Annotated in this window: 32 protein-coding genes and 1 pseudogene; 12 read left to right on the top strand and 21 right to left on the bottom strand. The window is 64.5% G+C overall.

The window, feature by feature from the left end; genetic code table 11:
- Window positions 1-366: 366 nt before the first annotated feature.
- Window positions 367-1,134 (bottom strand): inositol monophosphatase family protein, encoded by a 768-nt coding sequence (locus ACQUSQ_RS03845; protein ID WP_435067174.1) that lies wholly within the window; start codon window positions 1,132-1,134, stop codon window positions 367-369.
- Between the two features lie 139 nt (window positions 1,135-1,273).
- On the opposite strand from ACQUSQ_RS03845, the pseudogene ACQUSQ_RS03840 reads away from it, so the two are divergent.
- Window positions 1,274-2,097 (top strand): annotated as a pseudogene (locus tag ACQUSQ_RS03840) (IS5 family transposase).
- Window positions 2,098-2,202: 105 nt separating this feature from the next.
- On the opposite strand, the gene ACQUSQ_RS03835 reads toward ACQUSQ_RS03840, so the two are convergent.
- From ACQUSQ_RS03835 to ACQUSQ_RS03825, 3 genes are all read right to left on the bottom strand, one after another.
- Complete coding sequence (locus tag ACQUSQ_RS03835; RefSeq protein WP_435067173.1) at window positions 2,203-3,228, bottom strand: hypothetical protein; 1,026 nt, start codon at window positions 3,226-3,228, stop codon at window positions 2,203-2,205.
- A 178-nt stretch (window positions 3,229-3,406) separates the two neighbouring features.
- Window positions 3,407-3,781 (bottom strand): hypothetical protein, encoded by a 375-nt coding sequence (locus tag ACQUSQ_RS03830; protein ID WP_435067172.1) that lies wholly within the window; start codon window positions 3,779-3,781, stop codon window positions 3,407-3,409.
- Window positions 3,782-3,853: 72 nt separating this feature from the next.
- Window positions 3,854-4,717 carry a rhomboid family intramembrane serine protease gene (locus tag ACQUSQ_RS03825; protein ID WP_435067171.1) on the bottom strand — a complete coding sequence of 288 codons (864 nt, stop codon included), beginning with the start codon at window positions 4,715-4,717 and terminating at the stop codon, window positions 3,854-3,856.
- 142 nt (window positions 4,718-4,859) lie between these two features.
- Between ACQUSQ_RS03825 and argH the strand changes: the two genes are divergently transcribed.
- Entirely contained in the window at window positions 4,860-6,116 is a 1,257-nt protein-coding gene (gene argH, locus ACQUSQ_RS03820; RefSeq protein ID WP_435067170.1) for an argininosuccinate lyase, read from the top strand.
- Window positions 6,117-6,119: 3 nt separating this feature from the next.
- Here argH and ACQUSQ_RS03815 read toward each other — a convergent pair whose 3' ends face one another.
- From ACQUSQ_RS03815 to ACQUSQ_RS03800, 4 genes are read right to left on the bottom strand one after another with little or no spacing between them, the layout of a single operon-like run.
- A complete protein-coding gene (locus tag ACQUSQ_RS03815; protein WP_435067169.1) occupies window positions 6,120-6,359 on the bottom strand; it encodes a DUF7120 family protein in 240 nt (79 codons plus the stop codon).
- Between the two features lie 25 nt (window positions 6,360-6,384).
- Window positions 6,385-6,645 (bottom strand): hypothetical protein, encoded by a 261-nt coding sequence (locus tag ACQUSQ_RS03810; protein WP_435067168.1) that lies wholly within the window; start codon window positions 6,643-6,645, stop codon window positions 6,385-6,387.
- 2 nt (window positions 6,646-6,647) lie between these two features.
- Complete coding sequence (locus ACQUSQ_RS03805) at window positions 6,648-6,923, bottom strand: CGCGG family putative rSAM-modified RiPP protein (protein WP_435067167.1); 276 nt, start codon at window positions 6,921-6,923, stop codon at window positions 6,648-6,650.
- 52 nt (window positions 6,924-6,975) lie between these two features.
- Window positions 6,976-7,392 (bottom strand): SRPBCC family protein, encoded by a 417-nt coding sequence (locus ACQUSQ_RS03800; protein ID WP_435067166.1) that lies wholly within the window; start codon window positions 7,390-7,392, stop codon window positions 6,976-6,978.
- Between the two features lie 88 nt (window positions 7,393-7,480).
- Here ACQUSQ_RS03800 and ACQUSQ_RS03795 point away from each other — a divergent pair, with 88 nt between their 5' ends.
- The 3 genes from ACQUSQ_RS03795 to ACQUSQ_RS03785 all read left to right on the top strand — a co-directional run bounded on the left by ACQUSQ_RS03795 (window position 7,481) and on the right by ACQUSQ_RS03785 (window position 8,787).
- A complete protein-coding gene (locus tag ACQUSQ_RS03795) occupies window positions 7,481-7,669 on the top strand; it encodes a methytransferase partner Trm112 (protein WP_435067165.1) in 189 nt (62 codons plus the stop codon).
- 49 nt (window positions 7,670-7,718) lie between these two features.
- The gene (locus tag ACQUSQ_RS03790; RefSeq protein WP_435067164.1) at window positions 7,719-8,300 is read left to right on the top strand and encodes a DUF7524 family protein; all 582 of its coding nucleotides are present in this window, start codon (window positions 7,719-7,721) and stop codon (window positions 8,298-8,300) included.
- A gap of 64 nt (window positions 8,301-8,364) precedes the next feature.
- Window positions 8,365-8,787, top strand: coding sequence for a CBS domain-containing protein (locus ACQUSQ_RS03785; protein ID WP_435067163.1), 423 nt, complete (start codon window positions 8,365-8,367; stop codon window positions 8,785-8,787).
- Window positions 8,788-8,796: 9 nt separating this feature from the next.
- Here ACQUSQ_RS03785 and ACQUSQ_RS03780 read toward each other — a convergent pair whose 3' ends face one another.
- The 4 genes from ACQUSQ_RS03780 to ACQUSQ_RS03765 form a co-directional block, all read right to left on the bottom strand.
- Complete coding sequence (locus tag ACQUSQ_RS03780) at window positions 8,797-9,438, bottom strand: dienelactone hydrolase family protein (protein ID WP_435067162.1); 642 nt, start codon at window positions 9,436-9,438, stop codon at window positions 8,797-8,799.
- 50 nt (window positions 9,439-9,488) lie between these two features.
- Window positions 9,489-10,121 (bottom strand): HAD family hydrolase, encoded by a 633-nt coding sequence (locus ACQUSQ_RS03775; RefSeq protein WP_435067161.1) that lies wholly within the window; start codon window positions 10,119-10,121, stop codon window positions 9,489-9,491.
- 66 nt (window positions 10,122-10,187) lie between these two features.
- Window positions 10,188-10,550 carry a hypothetical protein gene (locus ACQUSQ_RS03770; RefSeq protein WP_435067160.1) on the bottom strand — a complete coding sequence of 121 codons (363 nt, stop codon included), beginning with the start codon at window positions 10,548-10,550 and terminating at the stop codon, window positions 10,188-10,190.
- 64 nt (window positions 10,551-10,614) lie between these two features.
- Window positions 10,615-11,373: a DUF2267 domain-containing protein gene (locus tag ACQUSQ_RS03765; RefSeq protein ID WP_435067159.1), complete on the bottom strand. Its 759-nt coding sequence runs from the start codon at window positions 11,371-11,373 to the stop codon at window positions 10,615-10,617.
- A gap of 114 nt (window positions 11,374-11,487) precedes the next feature.
- Here ACQUSQ_RS03765 and ACQUSQ_RS03760 point away from each other — a divergent pair, with 114 nt between their 5' ends.
- Window positions 11,488-11,907, top strand: coding sequence for an Hsp20/alpha crystallin family protein (locus tag ACQUSQ_RS03760; protein ID WP_435067158.1), 420 nt, complete (start codon window positions 11,488-11,490; stop codon window positions 11,905-11,907).
- A gap of 6 nt (window positions 11,908-11,913) precedes the next feature.
- On the opposite strand, the gene ACQUSQ_RS03755 is transcribed toward ACQUSQ_RS03760, so the two are convergent.
- The 3 genes from ACQUSQ_RS03755 to proC are packed head-to-tail and all read right to left on the bottom strand — an operon-like array spanning window position 11,914 to window position 14,858.
- Window positions 11,914-13,251 carry a glutamate-5-semialdehyde dehydrogenase gene (locus ACQUSQ_RS03755; protein ID WP_435067157.1) on the bottom strand — a complete coding sequence of 446 codons (1,338 nt, stop codon included), beginning with the start codon at window positions 13,249-13,251 and terminating at the stop codon, window positions 11,914-11,916.
- On the bottom strand, window positions 13,244-14,089 hold the full coding sequence (gene proB / locus ACQUSQ_RS03750; RefSeq protein WP_435067156.1) for a glutamate 5-kinase: 846 nt from the start codon (window positions 14,087-14,089) through the stop codon (window positions 13,244-13,246). The genes ACQUSQ_RS03755 and proB overlap by 8 nt, the downstream gene beginning before the upstream one ends.
- Window positions 14,082-14,858, bottom strand: coding sequence for a pyrroline-5-carboxylate reductase (proC, locus tag ACQUSQ_RS03745; RefSeq protein ID WP_435067155.1), 777 nt, complete (start codon window positions 14,856-14,858; stop codon window positions 14,082-14,084). Before proC ends, proB begins: the two co-directional genes overlap by 8 nt.
- Before the next feature lie 226 nt (window positions 14,859-15,084).
- Between proC and ACQUSQ_RS03740 the strand changes: the two genes are divergently transcribed.
- Window positions 15,085-15,582, top strand: coding sequence for a DUF7523 family protein (locus ACQUSQ_RS03740; RefSeq protein WP_435067154.1), 498 nt, complete (start codon window positions 15,085-15,087; stop codon window positions 15,580-15,582).
- A gap of 45 nt (window positions 15,583-15,627) precedes the next feature.
- Window positions 15,628-17,109, top strand: a complete 1,482-nt coding sequence (gene cysS, locus ACQUSQ_RS03735; protein WP_435067153.1) for a cysteine--tRNA ligase — start codon at window positions 15,628-15,630, stop codon at window positions 17,107-17,109.
- Window positions 17,110-17,125: 16 nt separating this feature from the next.
- On the opposite strand, the gene ACQUSQ_RS03730 is transcribed toward cysS, so the two are convergent.
- On the bottom strand, window positions 17,126-17,485 hold the full coding sequence (locus ACQUSQ_RS03730) for a winged helix-turn-helix transcriptional regulator (protein WP_435067152.1): 360 nt from the start codon (window positions 17,483-17,485) through the stop codon (window positions 17,126-17,128).
- A gap of 118 nt (window positions 17,486-17,603) precedes the next feature.
- Here ACQUSQ_RS03730 and ACQUSQ_RS03725 point away from each other — a divergent pair, with 118 nt between their 5' ends.
- A complete protein-coding gene (locus tag ACQUSQ_RS03725) occupies window positions 17,604-18,068 on the top strand; it encodes a DUF6789 family protein (RefSeq protein WP_435067151.1) in 465 nt (154 codons plus the stop codon).
- 38 nt (window positions 18,069-18,106) lie between these two features.
- Here ACQUSQ_RS03725 and ACQUSQ_RS03720 read toward each other — a convergent pair whose 3' ends face one another.
- A complete protein-coding gene (locus tag ACQUSQ_RS03720; RefSeq protein ID WP_435067150.1) occupies window positions 18,107-18,391 on the bottom strand; it encodes a DUF357 domain-containing protein in 285 nt (94 codons plus the stop codon).
- 80 nt (window positions 18,392-18,471) lie between these two features.
- Between ACQUSQ_RS03720 and ACQUSQ_RS03715 the strand changes: the two genes are divergently transcribed.
- Both ACQUSQ_RS03715 and ACQUSQ_RS03710 read left to right on the top strand, forming a co-directional pair.
- Complete coding sequence (locus ACQUSQ_RS03715; RefSeq protein WP_435067149.1) at window positions 18,472-19,548, top strand: NAD(P)/FAD-dependent oxidoreductase; 1,077 nt, start codon at window positions 18,472-18,474, stop codon at window positions 19,546-19,548.
- Window positions 19,549-19,593: 45 nt separating this feature from the next.
- Window positions 19,594-19,878 (top strand): DUF7545 family protein, encoded by a 285-nt coding sequence (locus tag ACQUSQ_RS03710; protein WP_435067148.1) that lies wholly within the window; start codon window positions 19,594-19,596, stop codon window positions 19,876-19,878.
- Here the strand turns inward: ACQUSQ_RS03710 and ACQUSQ_RS03705 are convergent.
- Window positions 19,875-20,687 (bottom strand): ZIP family metal transporter, encoded by an 813-nt coding sequence (locus ACQUSQ_RS03705; RefSeq protein ID WP_435067147.1) that lies wholly within the window; start codon window positions 20,685-20,687, stop codon window positions 19,875-19,877. The genes ACQUSQ_RS03710 and ACQUSQ_RS03705 overlap by 4 nt on opposite strands.
- 89 nt (window positions 20,688-20,776) lie before the next feature.
- Window positions 20,777-21,877, bottom strand: a complete 1,101-nt coding sequence (locus tag ACQUSQ_RS03700) for an aminopeptidase P family protein (protein WP_435067146.1) — start codon at window positions 21,875-21,877, stop codon at window positions 20,777-20,779.
- A gap of 85 nt (window positions 21,878-21,962) precedes the next feature.
- Between ACQUSQ_RS03700 and ACQUSQ_RS03695 the strand changes: the two genes are divergently transcribed.
- Window positions 21,963-23,129 (top strand): DUF7544 domain-containing protein, encoded by a 1,167-nt coding sequence (locus tag ACQUSQ_RS03695; protein ID WP_435067145.1) that lies wholly within the window; start codon window positions 21,963-21,965, stop codon window positions 23,127-23,129.
- Here ACQUSQ_RS03695 and ACQUSQ_RS03690 read toward each other — a convergent pair.
- Both ACQUSQ_RS03690 and ACQUSQ_RS03685 read right to left on the bottom strand, forming a co-directional pair.
- Entirely contained in the window at window positions 23,126-23,926 is an 801-nt protein-coding gene (locus ACQUSQ_RS03690) for a CBS pair associated ParBc domain-containing protein (protein WP_435067144.1), read from the bottom strand. The two genes, ACQUSQ_RS03695 and ACQUSQ_RS03690, sit on opposite strands and share 4 nt — an antisense overlap.
- Window positions 23,927-23,966: 40 nt before the next feature.
- Window positions 23,967-25,439 carry a DHH family phosphoesterase gene (locus ACQUSQ_RS03685; protein ID WP_435067143.1) on the bottom strand — a complete coding sequence of 491 codons (1,473 nt, stop codon included), beginning with the start codon at window positions 25,437-25,439 and terminating at the stop codon, window positions 23,967-23,969.
- Window positions 25,440-25,493: the final 54 nt, after the last annotated feature.

Below are 25,493 nucleotides of genomic sequence, written 5' to 3'. Positions count from 1 at the left end.
CCGAACGTGCATTCGGTCCGGGTAATAGGTTTTCGCCCGGCATCAGTAGTTCCTCTCAGTGTAGAGTGCTACTGTGACCACCTCGAAAGCCCCGACTCGCTGGAGTTGGGGGCTTCGTTGCGCTCCTCGGCCTTCGGCCTGCGGTGCTTACGTCAGCCGCCTTCCTCCAGCGAGTCGCCCCTTTCAGTCCCACCCGACGGCAGCCGGTCGGCCAGTCGATGCGGGTGGGACTGAAAGGGGCCGTCCGTTCGCCAGCCGAGACGACGCAAGCACCGCAACGCAGTGAGGAGCGCAGCGAGTCGCAGGCGGCGAACGGACGGGGGCTTTCGAGGTGTCTTCAGTTCGAACGCGGTAATCTACTACGTATCAGTCCGGGAGGGCGGCGAGCAAGTCGTCGTGAATCGCGCCGTTCGAGGCGACGATGCCCTCGCTCGCCGGCGTCCACAGGTCGCCGTCGAGGTCAGTGACGCGTCCGCCGGCGCGTTCGATGAGGTGGACGCCGGCGACGGTGTCCCACGGGCGGGTTTCGAGGAGGCCAACCGCGGCGTCGAGACGGCCGTCCGCCACCAGCGAGAGCGTCGCCTGCGCGGAGCCGAAGCGACGGATGTCGCCCACGACCGGCGAGATGGCGTCCAGCAACGCCGCGTAGGTGTACTCGCGGTCGTAGCGAAGCGTCGGCGCGACGATACTCGATTCGAGGTCGGTCACCTCGCTCACCGTCGCCGCCTCGCCATCGCAGGTCACGCCGTGGGCGCCCGCGTGATACTCCGTCTCCAGCGCCGGCCAGACGTTCGCGGCGGCGACCGGGTCGCCGTCCTCGACGGCGGCGACGCTCGTCACCCAGATTGGCAGGCCGCGGACGTAGTTCGTCGTGCCGTCGATAGGGTCGATGACCCACGCCGTCTCGTCGGGACGCAGGTGCGAGCGCTGGTCGCCCTCCTCGCCGACGATGGCATCGTCGGGGAACGCCTCGGTGATGCGCTCGATGATTCGTCGCTGGGCGCCGGTGTCGGCTTCCGTGACGTAGTCGGTGGCCGAGGACTTCGTTTCGACCGTCAGCGTCGTCCGAAACAGCTCCATCGCGAGGTCCGCGCCCGCCCGGGCCGCCGTCAGGGCCATCTCGTGCCGGTCCATTGGATTCGCCTACCCCGTGGTGGGGCAAGAGGGTTCGGGCTTCGGGAATACTCTGATTAGATTATTCGGCCGTGTTTAGACGCTGTAGAGAACAGCACACATCGATGAACTAACGGCATCAGAACGAGAGCTGAGTAGTGTGCCATCTCGTCTTTCCCGTTTTACAGACCGCCTCGTAGCGTTGGCGAAACGTGCTGTATCTGGCAACCCCGACCCGGCAGTCAAGAAGGGTGACGGCGGCTACGCGGACTGGGTGATCGTCACAATCCACGGTCTCCGCGAGTATCTCGACCTTCCATATCGGCGACTCCTTGATGTGCTTCACGAGATGCACGGTATTGTTGAGAAATTGGATCTCGACCGCAGCGAATTGCCGGGTTTCACAACCGTGTGCGTACGCAAACAGCAACTCGAGATGGTTGTCTGGCGTACTCTCCTTCGACTTTCCGCTGATCTTCACGATGTTGGAGATGTGCAGGCTATCGACGCAACTGGCTTCGACCGCCATTCGGTCAGCCGTCACTACGCAAACCGGACAGACTACACCTTCAGATCGGTCAAGACGACAGCGTTGGTAGACTGGAAACTGGCACCGTATTGGAACATTCACTGTTCGATGAAACAGCCACACGATACCATGTCGGGCGGCAGGTGCTCTCACGGAATCTCAACCGATTACAGACCGTTACCGCTGACAAGGGGTATGATTGGGACGACCTGCGTGATGAACTTCGAGAAGCGGATGTTCGGCCAGTAATCAAACATCGAGAGTTCTGTTCCTTGGATATGGCGCACAACGCTCGCCAGGACGATGACATCTATCACCAACGGTCAGTGGTTGAGGCCGTCTTCTTTGCACTCAAGCAGCGGTACGGTGACACGCTCCGAGCACGAACATGGTTCGGACAGTTCAGAGAACTCGTGCTGAAAACGACTGTGAGGAACGTCGAGCTTGCTCTCTAACGTCGGTCAGTACAGCGGCGATGCTATTTCACACGTAGGATTTTGACAATCCCCACAGGACGTCTCCCTGTCTCGACAGAACTCGGGGAACAGCCGGTTCTCTCCTCAAATCTTTGGGAAAGAGAGGTTTAAACTCGTGGGCTCGTTTATGTGATATTTGACCCGCGCCTCACCTGCCGCCGTGATTACGTTGTCTGACTGGGTTATTCGCTCCCACTCGTATGGCGAGCCGCCTTCTTGTAGGTCAGCATGAACCCACTCCGCGAGATTTTCATCTTCGAATGCCCACGACCCATATTGTATATCGGCATCGATATCGACAGATGTCATCCCGACATCCGGTTGGTACTCTGGATCTAGACCGTCGACTAGGTCGGCGTCGTCACTATCGTACTCCCAGATTCCGAGCGAGTCATGGATCTCCAGTGCCGCTATCGCGTCCTCCATGCTCGTCGTGAACCCTGAATCTGTTTGGGAACGCTCTTCGATTCGAGCTACGACGTCTTTCTGGTGTTGGGAGTTCCTCGCATAGCGTGCTGGTTCATTATAATTGACACCGATGACGACACGGCCCGACCCAACACCATAGACTGCATCCGCGGAGGGGTTTCGGTAGATTGAGTACCCCTCAACGTCCTGAACCTGTTCGTAGTCATTCTCAGCCAACGTTGACGTGACTTGCTCGGACGGCGTCGTTGCGGGGAGTTGATCTACCTTTATCGACGAGTGGACAGGGATGTTCATATCGCGGATAAACGTCTGCGGAACGTCTCCAGGGGCATAGGGGAGATCTTCGTACGCAACTTTACCGTAAGACCCCTCTGTTAGTGTTTCACTGATTTCAGTACGTAGCTGTTGTGGGCTGAATGAACCGGCGAAAGCATTATCCTCAGGGTTAACCTCGGTGAACCAGATCGCTACAAATTCCTCGACAGGAATATCCTGCACCTCACGTCTCTCGGATGTTTCTGTCGGTTCTGCGGTCGGTTCCGGTGAGTCGAACGTTTCTGTAGATTCGTCCGTGCCAGTACCACTACTGGCACAGCCTGCAAGGCCTGAGGCACTGGCCGTCCCTATGGTTTGGAGCACTCGTCTCCTCGAAAACGTGGGAAGATCGAGGTCTCGTGTCACACCCATCCAGACAGGTCCGATATGTAAGTATATAGTGGGTTTTCTCTACCAAGGCAACTTATAGGTATGTTCGCAGATTCATTAGACAACTGATTCGCCGTGTCGTTGTCGAAATAAATAGACTGGTCCGCGTCTAAACAAGGCCGATTATTCAGAAACGACATCCCATATTGAGCGTCTACTTGTCTTTCAAATGAGCGGCAAGATAACCAACGACCACAACGAGGGCAACCAAACTAATAATCGGAAGCAGCAACTCGCTAAAGAGAATTTCCATATATCTTGTATTTTGTCCCGGTGTGGACCCAGAAGAGAATTTCCCAATCGGTACTTGGGATACAATGCGGATTGTAATTTCTCCCAAGAGAGCAACCCAAGTGAATTTCCATGGAACTCTCCCTAAGAGAGAAGAACTAGGTATAAGACGAAAAGAATCAGATATATCTCCGATCTTGATGTTAGAAGATATACTGACTAAATTCTCAATACAGATATTGACATCGCTTTCCTCGATCGAATCCTGTTTGTTTTTCTCGTCGGATTCAGATCCCATCCTGATTAGATAAAACGAGAAACAGATACCAAAATCTAGGCATGAAATGGATATAGAAGCACTTTCTTGACGTCATTCAACTTCCTGAAGCCCTTCTGTGAACATGAATAGAGCTGAAGAAGTCACAAGTCCCCATAGAAACCCGGCCGCATGTGCGAATACATTCGTAAACTGGCCATCTTCAACAAGCGCCTCGGCCTGTGGGAACAACCCCAACACCAGCACAGCCAGTACGACACCGACCAGTACGACCACGCCCGCCGCGATTCCTATCCGCTCGATATCAGCGCGTTCGTCGATGACAATGTCGCGCTGGTAGAGGTACTGTCCGAACACGAGTACGATGCCAAGGAGGACCAGTCCGGTCACTGAGAGCCGAAGGCCACCTGCATAGCGGAGGTCAATCAACTGCATCAGCAGGAGGAATAGGGACAGCCCGACAGCCCACGCCAGATCCTTGTTGAACTTCAACCGGATAAATCGATATAGTGCGACCAGCAGCATTCCACCGAAGCCAGCAACGACACCGGAAAATCCCCTTGAGACGGGGTTCGAGGCGGGATACTGCGACGAGATAATGACGTAGCTCGTCAGATTCGTCAGAATGGGAACGGCAATCAGAACTGCGATGGTGGTTCGACGGAACCATCGGAAGCCATCGCTGTGGAGGCAGAGAGCGTAGGCGTACACAATCGTGAGCGCGTAGCCCAATAGATTCCCATAGAGATGGGTGTTCGAAGCGTGGACGAAAGCTGCGGTAAAGAGCGTGTAAACCCGAAATTGAGCGTAGTCGAAGACGAGTGCTTCTTTGAGTGATGTTGGTGCGAAGAAGTGGATCGCAGCGAGGAGCGCGGCAATCGCAATGAGGCCGATGAAGTCTTGGAGCGCGGGAGGTGTCTCGAAGTCAGCCTCAAAGCGCATTATGTCGGTGGTCACACGGAAGTGGGAAGAATCGTTCGACCGAAATATACGCCGACCTCGAAAACAGGTCGCCAGAATGGGAGTAACGTAGGGAACCACCACTCCGAATCCGAGGCGGTACAAAACCCTTTAGTGCGGTCTGTCGGTATCCGAGAGCATGCTTTGGGAGAACACCGAGCACTCGGCCAGTGAGGCCACGCTGCAGTACACGATGGAGCCAACGGAGTTCGAGAATCGGTTTCTCCCGTACGACGTGTTGACGAATCTCGCCCACGTCACGATGCTCAATCGGCAGGGCTTCCTGACCGACGACGAACTCGATGCCCTCCGGGCCGCGCTCACCGATATCTATCACGAGGCCGACGAGGTTGAGGGCGAGGACGTCCACACCTTCGTCGAGGAACGCGTCACCCAGCGAACGGAGGCGGGCAAGAAGATGCATCTCGCCCGCTCTCGGAACGACCAGATTTTCGTCGACACGCGGCTGTTCATGAAAGACGCGACCATCGACTTGGCGCACCGACTGCTTGACCTCGTGGACGCGCTCCGGACCTTCGCCGAGGAGAAGAACATGCTCATCCCGGGGTACACCCACCAGCAGCAGGCGATGCCCTCCTCGACGGGGCTGTGGGCGTCGAGCTACGTCGACGCGCTCATCGACGACCTGAAATCGATGCGCGCGACCTATCGCATCATCGACTCCAACCCGCTCGGCGCCGCGGCGTCGTACGGCACGAGTCTCGATATCGACCGCGACCTGACGACCGAACTCCTCGGCTTCTCGCAGAAACAGCACAACCCCATCTACTGCTCGAATCGGGGGAAACAGGAGCTACAGCTGTTGCAGGCGCTCGATTTGGTGATGCTCGACATCCAGAAGTTCGCGGAAGACGTCATCAACTTCTCCGAGGACCAGCAGTTCTTCGAACTCGCCGACGACTACACGACGGGCAGTTCCATCATGCCCCAGAAGCGCAACCCCGACATCCTCGAACTGGCGCGGGCGAAAGCCGAGGAGGTGTCGGCGGGCAAGGAGGCCATCCGTCGCATCATCGGCAAACTCCCGAGCGGTTACAACCGCGACAGCCAGCAGACCAAGGGGCATCTCATCGAGGGCATCGACACCGTGCGCGCGACGCTCGATATCCTCACGCCGCTCGTCGAGAGCCTCGAACTCTCCGACGACTTCGAAATCGACGAGGGCATCTTCGCCGCCTACACGGCCAATCAGAAAGTGACGGAGGGGATGGCCTTCCGAGACGCGTACCACGAGGTCAAGGCGAGTGAGGAGTACGAGACGCACTCGGAGGTAGCGGAACCGGTCAATCAGCCACTCGGCGACCAGCGCGAGTTCTGGGCCGAGGAACGCGAGGCGTTCGATTCGATGTCGGCGCGGTTGTTGGGCGAGGACTGACGCTTACAGGGTGCGCTCCTCGTCGGACTCGTTGCGCATCGCGGGGTCCTGCTGGTCTTCGACGACCTGTGTGAACAGGTCTTCGTCCGTCGACTGCGGCGTCTCCTCCGTCGTGTACGCCGACACGCCGAGCGACAGGAGTTCCTCCACGGCTTGGTCGCGGTTGATGAACTCGCCTTCCTCGATGAGCTGTCGAATCTCGATGTCTACGTCGTCCGGGAGCGAAACTTCGGCGGTTGGCATAGTCGCCACTCACGAGTCCCACGTATTAAAAACCCGGTTCGGATTCGGGGCTCGCTGACTCCGCCGAGTCGAACAGTTCGGCGACCGCCTCGTCGTCGGCAGTTCGTGCCGGTTCGAGGACGCCGGCGGCGATGCGGTGGGCCATGTCCGCGACGATTCGCCGCTGGGCCGGCGTCAGGTCGTCGAGCGCCTGCTGAGCCGTCGCCAGTTCTCGCTCCGCGGTGGCGACGCCGCTACGCCGGAGGCGCTCCGTCAACTCGTCGCCGCGGTAGTCGGCCGCCGGCATACTCAGACGTGCACGCGGGTGACGTACCCGCCACACTCACACTGCTCGACGTACTCCACCGTCACGTCCTCGAACTGCTCGCGCAGGACGGAGTAGAGATACGTCTCGGGGTGGCCGTGGTCCCCGTGCGTGACGAGGTTGACGTGTCTGCCCGGTGCCGTGCGTTCGACTGCTTCGATAGCTTCCTCGACCAACCGGTCGCGGCTGGCGGCGTGTTCCGGCCCTTCGAGCGACGCCGACCACGACGTGTCGTGGGTGGGGTCGTCGTGTTGACTCATGGTCGTCACTCGGTGTCGAGCGCCCCCAAATCGTCCCCCGAACACGTTCGCCTCAGTCGGTCACCGAGTCGAGGTAGTCGAACTGGGCGTCGAGTTCCTTGCGGCGCTGTCGCTTGATGACCGTCGCGTCGAGCAAGTCGCCCACGAGGGCAACGTCGAGGGCGAAATCGGTCGTCGCCTCGACTGTCGTCCCCGCGTCGCCGGCGTCGTCGAGGCGGTAGACGGTCCGCATCGACTCGAAGATGCCGTCGCGCTGTTCGTACGCGAAGACGGCCTCCGGAACGTCGATTTGCTCGACGGTCAGTTCGATGGTCGCGATGCCGACTCGGTTCTGGATGTCGATAACGTCACCCTCGACGGTCACGTCGTCGAAGCCTGCGGCGAGCATGAACGTCTCCACGTCCTCCATGGCCGCCTGAATCGTCGCCGCCGGTGCGTCTATCGTCCGCGAGACGGTCACCGATTGCATATCTGGGGCTCTCGGTGCCACGCCCAAGAATCCCCCTCCCGCCGCGGTACCCGTGGATTTTTATCGGCACGACGCCACCTGCCGAGTAATGAAAGAATCCCTGATGGAGATTCTCTGTGACCCGCTCGATAAGAGCGACCTCGAACTCGAAGTCGACGAGCGAGACGGCGAGGAAATCATCGAGGGGCGTCTCGTCGGCTCCACCACGGGCGAGGTGTACCCCATCGAGGACGGCATCCCGAACTTGCTCCCGCCGGATATGCGAGACGAGGACTGAGGCGACCTTCGGCCTGAAGTTTTTTCGTCCCTCGGTGTGACTCTCGTCTGTGACTCCGGTGTTGCTCGTCGAGTTAAACCGTGGGGCGCTTCACACTATCGAAGCACCTGCCGAGTTCGCCATCGACCAGTCGTTCTCCCTCGAACTCCGCAACCACGGTCAGGCCGTCCACACCCACGTCCACGCCGACGACGCCCTGTCGGCGGTGGCGCGTATCGACTCCGACGGCAACGTTTTCGTCGAGCAAGACACGACCCATTCGGTCCCCGTCGGCGTCGAATCCGTCGACTCGCCGGTCACGGGGACGCTACAAATCTCGACCGGCTACGGGGCCGAAACCTCTGAAATCGAAGTGACAATCGAACCCGAAACCGACTCCCAGTCCGTCGACGTCGACGAGACGCTCTCGACGCCCCAGCGCGACGACACTGGGTCGTCGTCGCCACCCCTCACCGAACGCCTCGGGAGCGTCCTCCCCAGTCGGCGGACGCTTCCCGTCATCGGACTGGGCCTCGTCGCCGTCGCCGTCGCCCTCGCCGTCGCGAACGCCGTCCAGAGTCCGGCCGTTCTCGTCGGCGCCGGCGTCGTCGTCGGGGCAGTCCTCGTCGCCCTCGTCGCCTTGCTTCGGTGAGCCGAAGCTGTCGGATTAGGCACATCATTCATGGGCTGTCGAGTCAAGCCTCCGACTGCAGACGATGTCTGTACTCGATATTGCCGCGACCGAGGTCGTTACCACAGGGCGAACCGAGACGCTCTCCGGCGTGGCGTCGACGATGGACGACGAGAGCGTCGGGAGCGTCGTCGTCGAGGAAGACGACCTGCCGATTGGAATCCTGACCGACCGGGAGGTGGCACTCGCGTTGGCGGACGACCCCGAAGCCGGTCACGACACCGTCGACGACCACATGACTCGCGCCGTCGAGACGGTGTCCGCCGACGCCGACGTGTACGAGGCGACCCGCACGCTATCCGAGGCGGGCGTGCGTCGCGCCCCCATCGTCGACGACGACGGCCACCTCACGGGCCTCGTCTCGCTCGACGACGTGTTGCACTTCGTGGAGGAGGCGCTGGACGAGGCCGAAGACGTCATCGAGGCGCAGTCCCCGCGATTGGAGTAGCGGCCGCCCTCACTCCCCGAGGTGGTCGGCGAACCACTCGGCCGCGAGGGTGGCGACTTCCTCCAGTTGGCCCGGCCCTTCGAAGAGGTGGCCCGCGCCCTCCACGACTTCGAGGCGCTTCTCGCAGGTGAGTTCCGCGAACACCGACTCGTTGCGCGCGAGGACATCCGTATCCTCGCCCCCGACGACGAACAGACAGGGGACGTCGAGCGACGGCGCCACCGAACTCGCGAGGTCGACCCGGCCGCCGCGGGAGACGACGGCACCGGCGTCGACATCGGGGGCGTCCGCCGCCCGCAGTGCCGCCGCCGCGCCCGTACTCGCCCCGAAGTAGCCGATATCGAGGCCACTCGTCTCCGGTTGGTCCTCGACCCAGTGTGTCGCGCCGACGAGTCGGGTGGTGAGCAACGAGATGTCGAACCGGTTCTGCCGATTCTGGTCCTCGGCTTCGGTGAGGAGGTCGAACAGGAAGGTAGCGAGACCGGCCTCGCGAAGGCGCTCCGCCACCGCGTTGTTTCGCGGACTGTGTCGGCTGCTCCCGCTCCCGTGTGCGAATAGGACGACCCCGCTCGCGTCGTCCGGCACGACGAGTTCGCCTTCGAGACGCTCGTCGCCGATAGGGACTTCGGCGACCCGTCGAGTCTGACTCATCGCCGGAGACGACGGCCGACAGCGCGGAAAAACACGACCCTAACCGGTCGTCAGACGACGTTTCGCGCTTCGAGGCGGTCGTGAAGCCGGCTCATCGAGGGTACGACGAGGTCGGCCTCTCGTTCGACGACGGGGACGGGGTCGACGCCGACGCCCGTCCCCGCCGCCTGTAACATCGGCAGGTCGCGCTGGTCGCCGCCGACGGCGATGGTGTCGCCGAGCGAGTATCCCGCCTCGGTGGCCAGTCGCTCCAGTTCGGCGGCCTTTCCGGATTCGAGGAGCGACCCCTCGATATCGCCCGTCAGCGCCCCCTTCTCGGTCGGGAGGTGGGTAGTGATGGCGTCGTCGACGTCGAAGGACACGTGGTCGAGACACGACGCAACCGCCCACTCGGGGGCGTCCGTCACGACGGCGACGTGGTGGTCGCTCTCGTGCAACGCCGCCAAGAGCGCCGAGGCGTCGTCTCGAATCCGAAGGTCGTCGAGCGCCGCCTTCCCATCTGCAATCTCTAAGCCTTCGAGGTGGCTCGCGACCGTTCGAAGTCCCTCCTCGTAGTCGAGGTCACCGGTCGCCATCCGGTCGAGGAGCGCGGCTATCTCGTCGCCCGTGCCGTGCTGTTCGCCGAGTCGGATGTAGGGGTCCGACGCCGCCAGCGTCCCCTCGAAATCGAATGCAAGGAGCATCGTCTGACACAACGCCGTGAGTGGGGATATCCCCCCCGCCAACTATCTTCGTCCCGCGGGCGCTTCCTACTCCCGGTCGTTCTCCAGCGAGCCGACGGCGTGGGTGTCTTCGGCCAACTGCTCGATTGCGCGTTCGTCGTTGTACTCGCCCATGTCGAACTCCTCGCCGGTGAGTTCGTTCAGGACGGCCTCGCGGGCGGCGGCCGGACTCTCGTAGCGCCGGTCGACGAGGCGGTCGAAGACGCTCCCGAGCGACTCCGTCTCGTTCGGAAGGTCCATCATCTGGTCGGCGTACTCCGTCGCGAGTTCCTCCCGACGCACCGGGAACTTCTGGCTCTCGTCGGCGAGACACTCGGTCGCTTCGAGAATCGCCTCGACGTGCTCCGCTTGGTTCGGCTCGTGTCCGTCCGGAAACTCGTCGTCACTCATGGGGGCTGGTTCCGACGTATCGGCAAAAGAAGGCGACCCTACGTGCTTATGCCCGCGGGCGTCGCTACTCGCCGAGGTTCAGGACTGCTGCGTACTGGTCCGGTAGTTGCGCCTCGGCACGCTCCCGTTCCGCCTCGGGGACGAACTCGACGAGCGCATCGCCGACTGCGTCCGTATACTCCCGAGCCCGGTCCTCGGGCACGTCGGTCCGGCGGGCGACGGTTTCGACGAACTCAGCCGCCGTGAGGCGCTCGGCGTCGTGTGTCGCCTGCCGAGCGAGCCATCCCGACGCCTCTCCGCGGAGATACGGCGCGATATCCGCCGCTTCTCCCTCCGTGAGGCGATGGCCGAGCGCGACGAGCGTCTCGCGAGCCGCCGTTTCGGCGGTATCGTGGTCGAACTCGCCCGCCGCTTCGACGGCGTCGACGAACGTCGTGCCCGGTTCGAGGTCCGCCGGTTCGAAGAGACGGCCGTACTCCGAGGGCAACTGCGCCCGGGCATCGGCGAGTTCGTCTTCGCCGATGACGGTCGTCAGGCCAGCCAAGACGACGCGGATTTTCTCCCGTGGCTGGCCGATGGCCGCTTCGGTGCGCACCCGCTCGACGAACGACGACACGTCGAGCGGTGTCGGTTCGTTCTGTTCGACGTCGCGGACGCTCGAAGCGTACGATTCCGATAGCTTGGCTGCGATATCTCGGCGCTCCCCCTGCGAGAGGTTCGTCGCCAGCGCTCGAAGCGTCGCGTCGATAGTCCGTGTGGCCTCGTCCTCGGAGTCGAACGCGTCCGACTCGTGGACCACGCCGAGAAGGTCGGAGCTGGGCATCACTATTCACTTCGGCGACACGAAAGATAAACACGGAGCCTACTCTAGGCGGCCGTCGCGGCAGTCGAGAATTAGGATGTCGATTTTTCGGTCTTGGAGCCGCCCGCTGGGATGATGCGCAGACGACCGTTCCGGCAGTTCGACCGGATGCTCGACGAGTTGGCCGACCGATTCGACGAGGAGCCTTTCGACGGTGGCGATGAGGCGACGACGGCCGCAGTCGACGTCGCCGAGACAGATGACGAGTTCGTCGTCGTCGTCGACCTCCCCGGTTTCGATTCGTCGGATATCGACCTGCGAGTGACCGACCGAACAGTGCATATTTCGGCCGAACACACGGCGGAGCGTGAACCGGACGCGGACACGTATCACCTGCGCGAGCGAGCCTATCGGTCGGTATCGCGGTCAATCCAGTTGCCGGGAGATGTCGATACGGACGAGGTGTCCGCCGCGTACGAAGACGGCGTGTTGACCGTCACGCTCCCTCAGGCGGCCCCGGAAGACGCTCGCGGCCACCGGGTCCAAATCGAGTAGGGCCGCTCACTCCTCGGCGAGGTGGCCGGGAACCCACTCGCCTTCGAACTCCTCGTGGAGATACGGCCTCGCGTTCTCGCCGGCGTAGGTGGCGACGAGGTGGCCGTCGCCTTCGAGGTAGTACTTGTAGGTGGTGAGGCCTTCGAGGCCGACGGGGCCGCGGGCGTGAATCTTCCCCGTGCTGATGCCGACTTCGGCGCCGAGACCGTAGCGGTAGCCGTCGGCAAAGCGCGTCGAGGCGTTGTGGAAGACGCTCGCGGCGTCGATGCTCCGCATGAAGGTACTCGCGCGCTCGCTCGTCTCGGTCAGGATGGACTCGGTGTGTTTCGAGCCGTGGGCGTTGATGTGGTCGATGGCGGCGTCGAGGGAGTCGACGACCGTAATCGCGAGTTCGAGGTCGCCGTACTCCGTGTCCCAGTCGTCGTCGGTTGCGGGGTCGATATCCACAATCTCGCGGGTCGCGGCGTCGCCGCGCAGGGTGACCTCCGCCTCGCGGTAGCGCTCGACAATCTCGGGGAGGAAGTCCTCGGCGACCGACTCGTGGACGACGAGCGTCTCGACGGCGTTACACACCGCGGGGTACTGCACTTTCGCGTCGAAGGCGACGTCCTCGGCCATCGAGAGGTCGGCGTCGCGGTCGACGTAGACGTGACAGATGCCCTCGGTGTGGCCGAGGACGGGGATCTGCGTGTTGTCTTGGATGTAACTGACGAACTCGGAACTCCCGCGGGGCATCAGGAGGTCGATTTCGTCGTCCATGTCGAGCATGGTGTTGACGTCCTCGCGGGCCTCGATGAGTTGCGCCCAGCCCTCGGGTACGTCGAGGTCTGCCGTCGCGTCGCGGATGAGTTCGTAGAGGACGCGATTCGAGTGGCTGGCCTCGCTGCCGCCCTTGAGAATCACGGCGTTGCCGGATTTGAGGCTGAGCGCGGCAATCTGGACCAGCGCGTCGGGGCGGGATTCGAAGACGGTGCCGATGACGCCGATGGGGACGCCCACCTTGTAGAGTTCGAGGCCGTCGTCGAGGCGGCGGGCCGAGAGCGTCCGGCCGAGCGGGTCGTCCTGCTCCGCGACGCTTCGGACCATCTCCGCGATGCTCTCGAGTTTCGACGGCGAGAGTTCGAGGCGGTCGACGAGCGCGCGGCTGTACTCGCCCGCTTCGAGCATCTCCTCGCCCTCGCTGACGTCGTTCTCGTTGGCGTCGAGGATTCGCGCTTCTGCGTCCTCGATGGCGTCTGCGATGTCGTGTAGCGCGGCGCTGCGCGTCTCGTCGTCGCATTTCGCTAGCTCCAGCGCCGCCGTCTGTGCCTCCGCGACCTTCCGTTCCGTGGCTCGTTCAGTCATCGATGACACCGTTCACGGGAACGAATAGCGTCCCCACAGGTTTCCCAGTAGCGATTCGTTCCAGCACGTCCGGCTCCGCCGACCCGGCGATGATGGCGGGGATGCCGTGTTCGCTGGCGTCGCGCGCGCCCTCGACTTTCGTCTGGATGCCGCCAAAGCCCATGCCTTGACTCGAACTCCCCGCGACGAGTTCCTGCACGTGGCCGTAGTTGCGCCCGATGGCCTCGATTGGCTCCGCGTCGGCGTCGCGTTTCGGGTTGCCGGTGTAGACGGCGTCGACGTCGGTGAGCGTCACGAGCAAGTCGACGTCGACGCCGATGGCGACGGAGGCCGAGAGCATGTCGTTGTCGCCGATGCGAATCTCCTCGGTCGCCACCGCGTCGTTCTCGTTGACGATGGGGACGACGCCCCATTCGAGGAGCGTCTCGATGGTGTTGCGGAAGTTGGTGAAGCGCTCGGGGTCCGCCAAGTCGTGGTCGGTCACCAGAATCTGGGCGACCGTGCGGCCGTAGCGCTCGAAACTCTCCGTGTAGCGCCGCATCAGATGACTCTGGCCCACCGTCGACAGCGCCTGCGAGTCTTCGACCGTCTCCTGTGGGTACTCGACGCGGCCCATGCCGGCGCCGATGGCGCCCGAGGAGACGAGGATGACCTCCTTGCCCCGGGAGAGGAGGTCCTCGACGTCGTCGACGAGTTTGTCGAGTTTGGCGTCGTCGAGGTTGGACTCGTCGTCGGTCAGCGAGTTGGTACCGGCTTTCACGACGACGCGGTCGGCGTCGGCGGCGAGACGGCGGGTGCGCTCTATCTCCGCCGCCGTCACCGCCTCGTTCTCACTCATCGTCGAAGCCGCTGGCGAGTTCCCGGGACCGCTCCGCGGCGGCGCCCAGCGTCTCGCCGACGACCGATTCCACGTCGCTGTCCCACAGCACCTCCATCCCTTCGATGGTCGTGCCGCCCTCGGAGCAGACGGCGTCGATGAGGGATTCGAGGTCCTCGTCGGTGCGGAGGACCGTCTCGGCGGCGCCTTTGAACGTCTGGGCGGCCAGCGTCTCGGCGGCGTCGGCGTCGAGGCCCTCCGCCACGGCGGCCTTCTGCATCGACTGGATGAAGTAGTAGACGAAGGCCGGGCCGCTCCCGTTGAGCGCCGTCGCCACGTCCATCTGTTCCTCGTCGATTGCGACGTACTCGCCCAAATCGTCGAGGAGGCCAGCGACCGCCGAGTTGGGTTCGTCCCACGCGACGGCGGCGGCCATGTTGCCCGTCTCCGCGGCGAGGTTGGGCATGACGCGCACAACTTCCGCGTCCGTGTGTTGCTGGACGAACGCCCGCGGGACGCCCGCGGCGATGGAGACGAGCGTCGCCGACGCGGGCAGGTCGAGGTCGTCGAGTACCGCCTCGATGGCCGCCGGTTTGACGGCGATGACCACCACGTCGGCCGTCGCCGCCTCCGCGACGTCCGTCGTCGTCCGCGCACAGTACGGCTCGACCGCTTCGAGCATGTCCGTGTCCAAATCACACGCCGTCACCCGGTGCGTGTCGACCCGTGAGAGACCCTTGATGAGGGCGCTCCCCATGTGACCGCATCCGATAACGCTGACGTCAGTCATTCGTACCCCATGTACGCGGCGACCCCGATAAACAGACTTTGATTCTCCGGTGCCGTCGCTGCTCGGTGTGAAGAAGCGCCGCGGGGACGGAGGGGAGGGCGTCGCCCGCCGCGTGTGGGCTCAGACTCTCGACCGACATAACTGTAGTCCGAATCACATTTCTGTACGCATCCTGATACGTTCGGAGTCGGGTCGTTTATGCCGCGACCGGCCGCAGTCGGCGGGTATGTCCATCACCGAAGCGACACGCGAGGCCGTCCGCGAGCGGCCGTTCCTGCTCGATGCGCTCCGGGCCGGCGTCGTCAACTACCGCGCCGCCGCGGCGACGCTCGACGTCGACGACGCGGCGTCCGACGACGCCGTCGCCGCCGCGCTCCGCCGGTTCGCGGACGACCTGCCCGAACTCGCGACGACCAGCCGCGACGCCCGCGTGACCGTCGAACGAGGCGTCGGGTTCGGTGGCGACGACGCCGACGCCGACCCCCTGTTCTCGCTCGGCGACCACCACCTCTACGCCGACGCGGGGTCGGCCACCGCGCTCCTCGCCGTCGGCGACGTCGACGGGGAGGCGCTGGCGACCGTTCTGGACCGGCTCAGCGCCGCCGACATCGACGTCGTGGCGGCGGGCGTTGCCGACGACCACCTGTTGGTCGTGGTGCAAACCGGTGGGCGGGCGCTCCGCGTCGTCGAGGCGGCACTGGAGTCGGTGCCCGACGCCGCCTGACGCGTTTCTTCAGATATTAATGCCTCGGCGCGGAACGACTCTGGCATGACGCTGTCCGTGACCAACACGCTGACGGGCGACCACGAGGAGTTCGAGCCGGCGGGCGAGGAAGTCCTGCTGTACGTCTGTGGGCTGACGGTCTCGGACGACGCCCATCTCGGGCACGCCCGCGTGTGGACGCACGCCGACGTGATGCACCGGTGGCTCGACCACCTCGGCTACGACGTGCGCCACGTCGAGAACTTCACCGACGTGAACGAGAAAATCGTCGCTCGCGTCGGCGAGGACGACCTCGGCGACTCGGAACTCGACGTGGCCGAGGGCTTTATCGGCTCCGTCCTCTCGGACATGCGCGGGCTGAACCTGAAGCGAGCGACGGTGTACCCCCGCGTCTCCGAGCACATCCCCGAGATTATCGACCTCGTCGAGACGCTGCTCGACCGCGGCTACGCCTACGAGGCCGGCGGCTCCGTCTACTTCGACGTGACCGAGTTCGAGGACTACGGCAAACTCTCGAACCAGCAACTCGACGAGATGGAGACTCAAGGCGACCCGACCGAGCGCTCGGAGAAGCGCAACCCCGCCGACTTCGCGCTCTGGAAAGCCGGCGGCGTCTCGCCCGCGGACGTGGCCGAACACCGCAAAGACGACCGCCCGCTCGGTGACCACCCGCCGACCGGCGAGACGTGGGAGTCGCCGTGGGGCGAGGGGCGGCCGGGCTGGCACATCGAATGCTCGGCGATGAGCACGACCCACCTCGACGACACCATCGATATCCACGTCGGGGGCCACGATTTGGTCTTCCCTCACCACGAGAACGAAATCGCCCAGAGCGAGGCGGCGACGGGCGAGCAGTTCGCCCGCTACTGGCTCCACACGGGCCTGCTCGAAACCGCGGGCGAGAAGATGAGTTCCAGCCTCGGCAACTACTTCTACGTCGCCGACGCGCTGGCGGAGTTCGGCCCGAACGTCATCCGCACCTTCTATCTCTCGACCAACTACGGGTCGAAACAGACCTACAGCGCGGCGGCGATGACGGAGGCCGAGGAGCGCTGGGAACGGCTCGAACGCGCCTACGAGGCGGCGGTCGAGGCCTGTGACGGCGTCGACGCCCGGACGAAAGTCGAGGACGAGGCGCTTCGCTCGGCGGTCGAGTCGACGCGCGAGGAGTTCGCCGCCGCGATGAACGACGATTTCGGGGTGCGCGAGGCGACGGCGGCACTGCTCGAACTCGCGACGGCGGTCAACCGCCACGTCGACGGGAGCGACCAGTACGACTACGTGGGGCTTCGTCGCGCTATCGAGACGTTCGAGGACCTCGGCGGCGACGTCTTGGGCCTCCAGTTCGGTGACGCCGACGGGGGCGAGGCCAACCTCGCCGACGATCTCATCGAACTCGTCCTCGACGTGCGCGAGGCCGAACGCGAGGCGGGCAACTACGAGCGAGCGGACGACCTTCGCGACGAACTCGAAGCCATCGGTGTCGACGTCGAGGACAGCGACGACGGGCCGAGCTACCGGTACTGACGGCGACGCTTCTCTCTCACGTCTCGCCTCCGGGGGGCCTGGCGTGCTTTTCGCCCCATTCTCCCATCGCTTCGATGAGCGGGGCGAGGTCTTCGCCGGGGTCGGTGAGCGAGTATTCGACCCGAAACGGTTTCTCGCTGACTATCTCGCGGTTCACCAGCCCGTTCGCTTCGAGGTCGTCGAGACTGTTCGAGAGGACGTTACTGGAGATGCCACCGACTGCCTCTTCGAGCGCGTTGAACCCGAGCGCCTCGTTCACGAGGAGTCGATGCACTATGACTGGATGCCACTTCTTCCCGATAATCTCTGCCGTGCAGGTGATGGTACACCAGTCCTCGTCGCGGCACCACTCTGCCAGGCAGTCGCTACTGGCCATGTTCGCCCGTCGAACCGGGAACACAAAGTGGTTGTCATAGATAAGCTGGTTGTAATACCTAACCGACTTAGTTTCACATTAGATTAGAGATATATCAACGGCGAACTACGGAACGGACGTGACTGATACTCGCATCCAGACCGGTTTCGCGTGGGGAATCGTTGCGACGCTCGTGATGTCGATACCGATGGTCGCCGGCGTCGTCACCGGAGTTGCTCCGATGCCGCGACCGATTCCGGAGGCACTCGTAAGTCTCGTGCTCGGGGACGCTCCCAAACCGCTCCGGATGGGACTCGCGCTCGCCGCCCATCTGCTCTACGGCGGTGTCTTCGGCGTCGTGTTCGCCCGACTCGACCGCCCCGCGTCCCTTCGGAACGGACTCGGCTTCGGCGTCTTGCTCTGGTTCGGCATGGGCGTCGTGGTGCTACCCCTCCTCGGGTGGGGCGTCTTCGGGACGGCGCTCACCCCGAAAATCGCCGTCGCGACGCTCGGTCTGCACCTGGTGTACGGCGGCACTCTCGGATGGGCACTCGGTCGCGAGACGCGAGGCCGCTCCCGGAGCGTCTCCAGCGCGTCGAACTAATCCCGAACCGCGCAGTCGACGAATCGAGCGGGACGGGGCTACGTCGTGAACAGCTCCGTCTCCTCCGGCACCGAAAAGAGACCCATCCGGACGCCGGCGTCGAGCCACCCGTAGCCGTAGGAGAACGAGGCGAGGGCGTTCACGGGGTCGTCGGCGTCGCGGAAGTGACGGCCGTCGTCGAGATACGACTGCGCCATCTCCCGGCACTCGGCGGCGGCGACGCCGAGGGGGGTGTCGTCGGGCGGGCGAACCTCCGCGGCGTCGAGGGCGTCGGCGAGCATCCGTTCGTAGCGGTCGGTCTTCTCGATGAGGTCGGCGGGCATGGACGGTGGTGGGGGCGCCCGCGGCAAGAAGGTTCAGCCGACAACACAAGGTAAATGGGTCTCTCCCCCCTACCACCGGTATGAGCGAGAGCGACGGCGCCGACCACCGGCGTCTCATCATCGCAGGGAGCGGAATATCGGGGCTTACGGCCGCCATCTACGCCGGCCGGTCGAACAACGACCCGCTGGTGTTCGAGGGCGACGAACCCGGCGGCCAGTTGACGCTGACGACCGATGTGGACAACTTCCCCGGCTTCCCCGAGGGAATCAGCGGCCCCGAACTGGTCACCAACATGAAAGAGCAGGCGCGGAAGTTCGGCGCCGACATCGAGAACGGCGTCATCGAATCCGTCGACGTCGAGGACGGCGCCGGGCCGGGCCGCACCTTCCACGTCACGCTGACCAATGGCGACACCTACACTTCGGACGCCTTCATCGCCGCTTCGGGCGCCAGTGCGCGCACTCTCGGCATCCCCGGCGAAGACGAACTGATGGGCTACGGCCTGTCGACGTGTGCGACCTGTGACGGCGCGTTCTTCCGCGACGAGAAAATCGTCGTCGTCGGCGGGGGCGACGCCGCCTGTGAGGAGGCCGTCTTCCTCACGAAGTTCGCTTCGACAGTCTATCTCGTCCACCGGCGCGACGAGTTCCGGGCCGAGGACTACTGGATTGACCGCGTGATGGAACACGTCGACGACGGCGACATCGAACTCAAACTGAACACGGAGGTCACGGAACTCCACGGCACGCAGGAGGAGGGTGTCGACCACGCGACGATGGTCCACCACCCCGAGGGGCATCCGACCGACAAACTCGACGACCCCGACACCGAGGAGTTCGACTTCGACGCCGGCGCGGTGTTCTACGCCATCGGCCACACGCCGAACACGGCGTATCTCGAAGGCCTCGACGTCGAGATGGACGAGGACGGCTATCTCGAAACCGCGGGCGGCGACGGCGCGCGCCAGACTGCGACGGGCGTCCCCGGCCTGTTCGGCGCGGGCGACGTCGTCGACTACCACTACCAGCAGGCCATCACCGCGGGCGGCATGGGCTGTAAGGCCGCCATCGACGCCGACGGCTACCTCGAAGACTTGGAGCGAGAACGCGCCGCCGCCGAGGCGGAGGAACCCGCCGCGGCCGAGAGCGACGACTAGGTCGTTTCCCACACGCCCTTATACCGGGCGCCCCGAGTGGGGGGCATGGTCGATACCGAGACGTACACTATCGAAGGACCGGACGGCGAAACCGACGAACTCGAACTGCCCGAGGGCCTCGTCGACGCCCTCGCCGAACAGGGCGAGTCGCCGACGACAGTCGTCACCGAAATCGCGCTACTCTCCTTTGTCCAGCGCTCTCACGCCATCGTCCACCACGCCGAGGGTGAGGCGCCGGCCGACCTCACCGAAATCAACGAGAAGGCCGAGGAACTCTTCGAGGAGCGCTTCGGCATGACCTTCGGCGAGGCGACGGGCCACGACCACTAAAGGAACAGGAGCGGCACCATCGCGGCGACGCCGGCGACGACGCCGGCGACGAGTTCGCGCCGTCCGTCCCCCGGCAACCCTTTCCCGATGGTGAGTGCCTCGGGGATGAACTCCGTGACGACGAGATAAATCATCGCCCCGGCGGCGAAGCCGAAGCCGACGGGGAGGAACTCGCGGGCGAACCGGACGAACAGGAAGGCGATGACCGCGCCGATGGGTTGGGGAAGGCTGGAGAAGACGGCCCACCAGACCATCTTCCACTCGGAGACGCCGAGCGTCCGGAGCGGAATCGAGATGGCGACGCCCTCGGGGACGTTGTGAATCGAGATAGCGAGGGTCATGAACACGGCCAGTAGGGGCACCGCCAGTCCGAGAATGGCAATCGAGCTATCGGCGGCCGCCTCCAACCCGAGGTCGGCGAAGGCGACGCCCACCGCGACGCCCTCGGGGAAACTGTGGACGGTCAACACCCCGAGGATGAGCAGTAATTTCTGAAAGTCGGCTTCCTCGTACTCCTTCGGGTCCATCTCGTAGTCGTCGATAACCTCGTGAGCGACGACGACGAGGACGACGCCCGCGACGAGGCCGGGGACGATTTCGAGCGGCGTGTCGGCCGCCGACAGTCCCTCGAAGATGAGGCCGAAAATCGACGCCGACACCATGATACCCGACGCCAGTCCCCACAGCGCCACGTTCCAGCGGTCGCTCACGTCGGCGACGAGGAAGAAGGGAATCGCCCCCAACCCCGTCGCGAGCGCCGTCACCAGCCCGGCGGCGAAGACGAACACGACGTTTTCGAGCAACGCCATCGGCCGATTCGACGCCGCGAACGCGGTTAAGTATTATCATATTTTCGATATATTTGGTCGGCCTAAACCCGAGCGGCACCGTCCTGACGCTAGCATCGCCAGCCGCGGTCGGTCCGGTTGAGCCGCGTCGCGCCGTCGTCGGTCACGAGGACCACGTCCTCGATGCGGACGCCGAAGCGGTCGGGCAGGTACACGCCCGGTTCGACGCTGATTGCCACCCCCGGTTCGAGCGTCGTGCCGTCGCCCGCCACGACCGACGGCGCCTCGTGAACGTCGAGGCCGACGCCGTGGCCCGTCCGGTGGACGAACCGGTCGCCGTAGCCCGCCCCCTCGATGACCTCGCGCGCCGCCCGGTCGACGGCGTCCGTCGTCGCGCCGGGTTCGACGGCGGCGACGCCCGCCGCCTGTGCCGCCCGAACCACGTCGTGGACCGCTTCGAACTCCGGGTCGGGGTCGCCGTCGAAGACGACGGTCCGCGTCTGGTCGCTCACGTAGCCGTCGACTCGCGTCCCGAAATCGAGGACGACGGGGTCGCCGGCTCCAATCACTCGGTCCCCGGTCGAGTGATGCGGGTCGGCGCCGTTCGGGCCCGAGGCGACGATGGTGTCGAAGGCGGTTCCCGACCCGCCGTGAGCGTCGAGTCGCTCCGCGACGAACGCCGCGAGGTCCGATTCTGATTTTCCGACGGCGTCGGCACCCAGCGCTCGCACGTCTCGCATCGCCGCGTCGGCCGCCTCGCCGGCCGCGCGGAGCGCCGCTCGCTCCCGTTCGTCTTTCCGCATCCGAAGCGGCGCGAGGACGTCGCTCGCGAGGCCGAGGTCCGCCGCCGGACACCGCTCTCGGATGTCGAGGACAAAGCGCGCCCACAACCGTTCCGAGAGGAGAAGTCGCGACGGCGAGAGCGCCGAGAGCAGGGCGTCGAGCACCGGTCCCGGCCCGGTGTCGTCGTCCCACGACCGGACGTCGTCGACCCACGTCGCCTCGCGAATCGAGTCGGCTTCGAGCGTCGGCACGACGAACGTCGGGTCGCCCTCGGCGGGGACGACCAGCAGTTGCAGGCGGTCGCTCTGCTCGCTCTCGACGGCCGAGAGATACTGGCAGTCCCGGCCCGGCGCACAGACGAGAGCGTCGGCGCCGGCGTCGCGGAGGCGTTCCTGCGCCCGTCGCGTCCGGCGTTCGAACGGCGTCATTGTGCGTCCGTACGCGCCCGCAGGTAAAGGCCCGTCGCGGACGTGACCACAGCTATTTTTGTCATATGCGTGTGACGAGTGACGTATGTCGTCCTGGTACGCCTTCGCGGCCCTCCACACCGCCCGTGACGCGACCGAAGACCTCCTCCGCCCAATCGACCGCGGACAGTGGCTCCGACTCGCCGTGATAGCCCTGTTCGTCGGCGTCGGCGGCAACCTCCCGACCGGAAGCGGCAACTTCGATATCCCCTCCGGCGGTGGCGGCGGCACGCCAGCCGACGTGCCGGCGCCGTCGCTCCCCGAATCCTCCACGCTCGCCATCCTCGTGGGCATCGTCGTCCTCGTCGTCGCACTCGTCCTCCTCTGGAGCCTCGTCGGCGCCGTGATGGAGTTCGTCCTCGTCACCGGCCTGCGCGACCGCGAGATTTCGATTCGCGAGCCGTTCCGCGAGCACTTCGGCGCCGGTCTCCGCCTGTTCGGCTTCCGAATCGCCGTTGGTCTGGTTGGACTGTTGCTCATCGCCATCCCCTTGCTGGCGGTGTTCGGCGTCGGGATGGGCGTCTCGGCCGCCTTCTTCTTGCTCGTCCTCCCGCTCATCTTCCTGTTTGCCCTCGTCGCGCTCGTCAGCGGCGTGGTCAACGGCCTGACGACCGACTTCGTTGTGCCGGCGATGCTCGCCGAGGAGTCGGGTGTCATCGCTGGCTGGCGGCGCGTCTGGCCGACGCTCCGCGCCGAGTGGAAGCAGGTCGGACTCTACATCGTCGCGAAGTTCGTCCTCGGCATCGGCGTGAGCCTCGCCGTCTCCATCGTCGTCCTCATTGCGGCAATCGTCCTCGCCATCCCCCTCATCATCGTCGGCGGCCTGCTGTATCTCGCCGCCTCCGCCGCCGGTATCCACGCCGCGGGCTGGGTGATATTCCTGCTGTTTGCCGCCCTGTTCGCCATCGCGCTCTTTATCGTCAGCCTCCTCGTGCAGGTGCCCGCGCTCACGTTCGTCCGCTACTACTCGCTGTCGGTGCTCGGAATGCTCGATTCGGACCTCGACCTCGTCGGGGTCGACCGCCCTGACGAGGGTGGCGGGTCGACTGACGGTGACGACGGACCGACCGACGGTGACGACGGGTCACCCACGGCCGACGAGAACGACAACTCGTTCACGACCGACGGTGACGACGGGTCACCCACGGCCGACGAGAACGACAACTCGTTCACGACCGACGACGACCCTGCGACGACCGACGAGTCGAGTTAACGGTCGCGCTCTTGCAGGCGCTCGGTCGTCTCGATAAGCGGGTGACGCGCGTAGTCGACGACGTCGATGTCGTCGATGGAGTCGAGTCCTTCCTTCTCGGCGGTGCGTTGCATGCCGAGTTCGAGTTCGTCCGCCTCGTCGACGACGATGACGTACGCGTCCATGTCCTCGATATCGAGGCGATTCGCGGCCATGACGCGGTGGTGGCCGTCCGCGAGCAGGAGTTGCCCGCCGTTGTCGATGACGACCAGCGGTTCGGCCAGCCCGTGTTCGAGTTCGTAGCTCCGACCCTGCAACTCGTCGGCGTACACCCGCGACTGCGTGGGGGTGAGGTTCGCGAGGTCAATCTGCCGGCGCTCCTCGGTCACCTCGATGTCGTGGATATCTTCGAGCGTGTGCATCAACTTGTCCACCTTCTCGGGGGTGGCGCGCTCGATTTGACTCCGGATGACGTCCGTGTTCGAGATGATGCCGACGAGGTTGCCGGCGTCGTCGACGACCGGGAGTTTCTGAATCCCGGAGCGGAGGATGACCCGCGCGGCGTCGTTGATTTTCATGTCCGGGTGGGCGACGACCAAATCGTCGGACATGACGGTGAACACGCGCGCGTTGTCGTCCGACTTCAGCAGGTCGCGGGCGCTGATGAACCCCTCGACGTGTCGACCGTCTGTCACGGGGAAGCCGGTGTGGCCCTCGCTCTCGACGATTCGACGCGCCACTTCGGCGACGGTGTCGTCCGGTGACACCGTCGCCACGTCCCGCGTCATGTAGTCTTCGACTGTCGCATTGGCGGCCATTGTCGAGTCGTACGACGCCGACTCTCAAAAGGGTGTTCGACTACTCGCGCTCCGACTCCTCGTCTGCGAGGGGGAACTCGAAGGCGATATCGGCGTCGGCGTCCCGACGCGGCGCACTCGGCGGGTTTTCGAGCACCTCGAACAGCCGGCCGGCGATGACGTCGTCGACGATGCTCGACAGCGACTCCGTCGACGCGTCCTCGACGGCGCCGAGGATGCCGAGGGGAATCTGTGCGCCCGCCATGTCGGCGTGGCCGCCCGCGCTCCCAATCGGGCCGAGTGCGTCCCGAAATGCCTCCCCGAGGTCGACATCCGTCCCGCGGGCCCGGCCCGAGACGTAGATGGTCTCGTCCATGAACCCGTGGACGACGGCGATGCTGATGCCCTCCATATCGAGCAGTCGGTCCGCGGCCTGCGCGAGGGCGTCCCGGTCGGTGATGCGCCCGACCCCGCTCGTGAGAACGTCGTGGCGCACCTCTCGGTTGCGAATCGCCGCCGCCAGCGTCTCGAACACCTCCGACCCCATGCTCGGCTCCTCGACGCGTTCGAGTACCGTCCCGTCGACGTGAGGGAGGAGAAACGCCGCCGCTTCGAAGTCCGCTTCGGACACCTCGCGAGTGAAATCGCGGGTGTCGACCCGGATGCCGTAGAGCAGCGCCGTCGCCACCGTCCGGTCCGGCGTCATGCCCAGCCGCTTCAGATGCGACGCGAGGAGCGTGCTCGTCGCTCCGACGTCGCTCCGAAGGTCGACGTAGCGCGCCTCGACCGGCGCGCGCGGCGGGTGGTGGTCGATGACCACGTCCACCTCGGTGTTCGGGTCGAGGCCGTCGTTCACGCCCGGTCGGGAGTGGTCGACGAGTGCGACGCCGGCGTACCCGTCGAGGGCGTCCTCCGACTCGATGTTGTGGAGGTCGAGTTCGAGGAGGTTCACCAGCGCCCGGTTCTCCTGATGGGAGATATCGCCGAAGTAACACGCGTCGGCGTCGACGCCTACCGACCGCGCGATGTGGGCGACGGCGAGCGCCGAGGCGATGGCGTCCGGGTCCGGGTTGTCGTGCATCACGACTGCCAGTCGGCCGTCGATGCCGCGGAGGACGTGCAGCAGTCGGCAGACTCGGGTCGCGTTCGTCCCCGTGACCAAATCGAGGAGATGGTCGGTCAGGAGTTGTCGAGTGTCGACGACGCGGTCGGCGACCGATGCTAACGCCGTCGCCGATTCGGACGCGCCGCTGTGACACGCGAGAATCAGGGCGTCCGGAAACGACTCGCGGGCCTGTCGCGCCGCGTCGAGGTTGTCGGCGTCGTCGTCGCCGAGCACTAGCACCACGTCGGTCGCGTCGGGGTACGTTTCCGGGTCCGCGGGGTCGCCGTGGACGACGTTCGCGACGCCGTCCATGCTGTCGAGTCGGGCTTCGCTCGAAACGACTGCATGGAGGTCACCGCCCCACGTCGAGACGACGCCTACGACGGTTTCGCCGGCGCGGCCACAGCCGAGAACGAGCCGCCTCACCATACCCGTCCCTTACGCCCGTCACTCAAAACCCTACCGTCACGGAAAGCGTGAGAA

This window comes from Haloplanus sp. C73 (genome assembly GCF_051195115.1).
Lineage (GTDB): Archaea > Halobacteriota > Halobacteria > Halobacteriales > Haloferacaceae > Haloplanus.
This window is presented reverse-complemented; position numbering and strand designations above follow the sequence as displayed.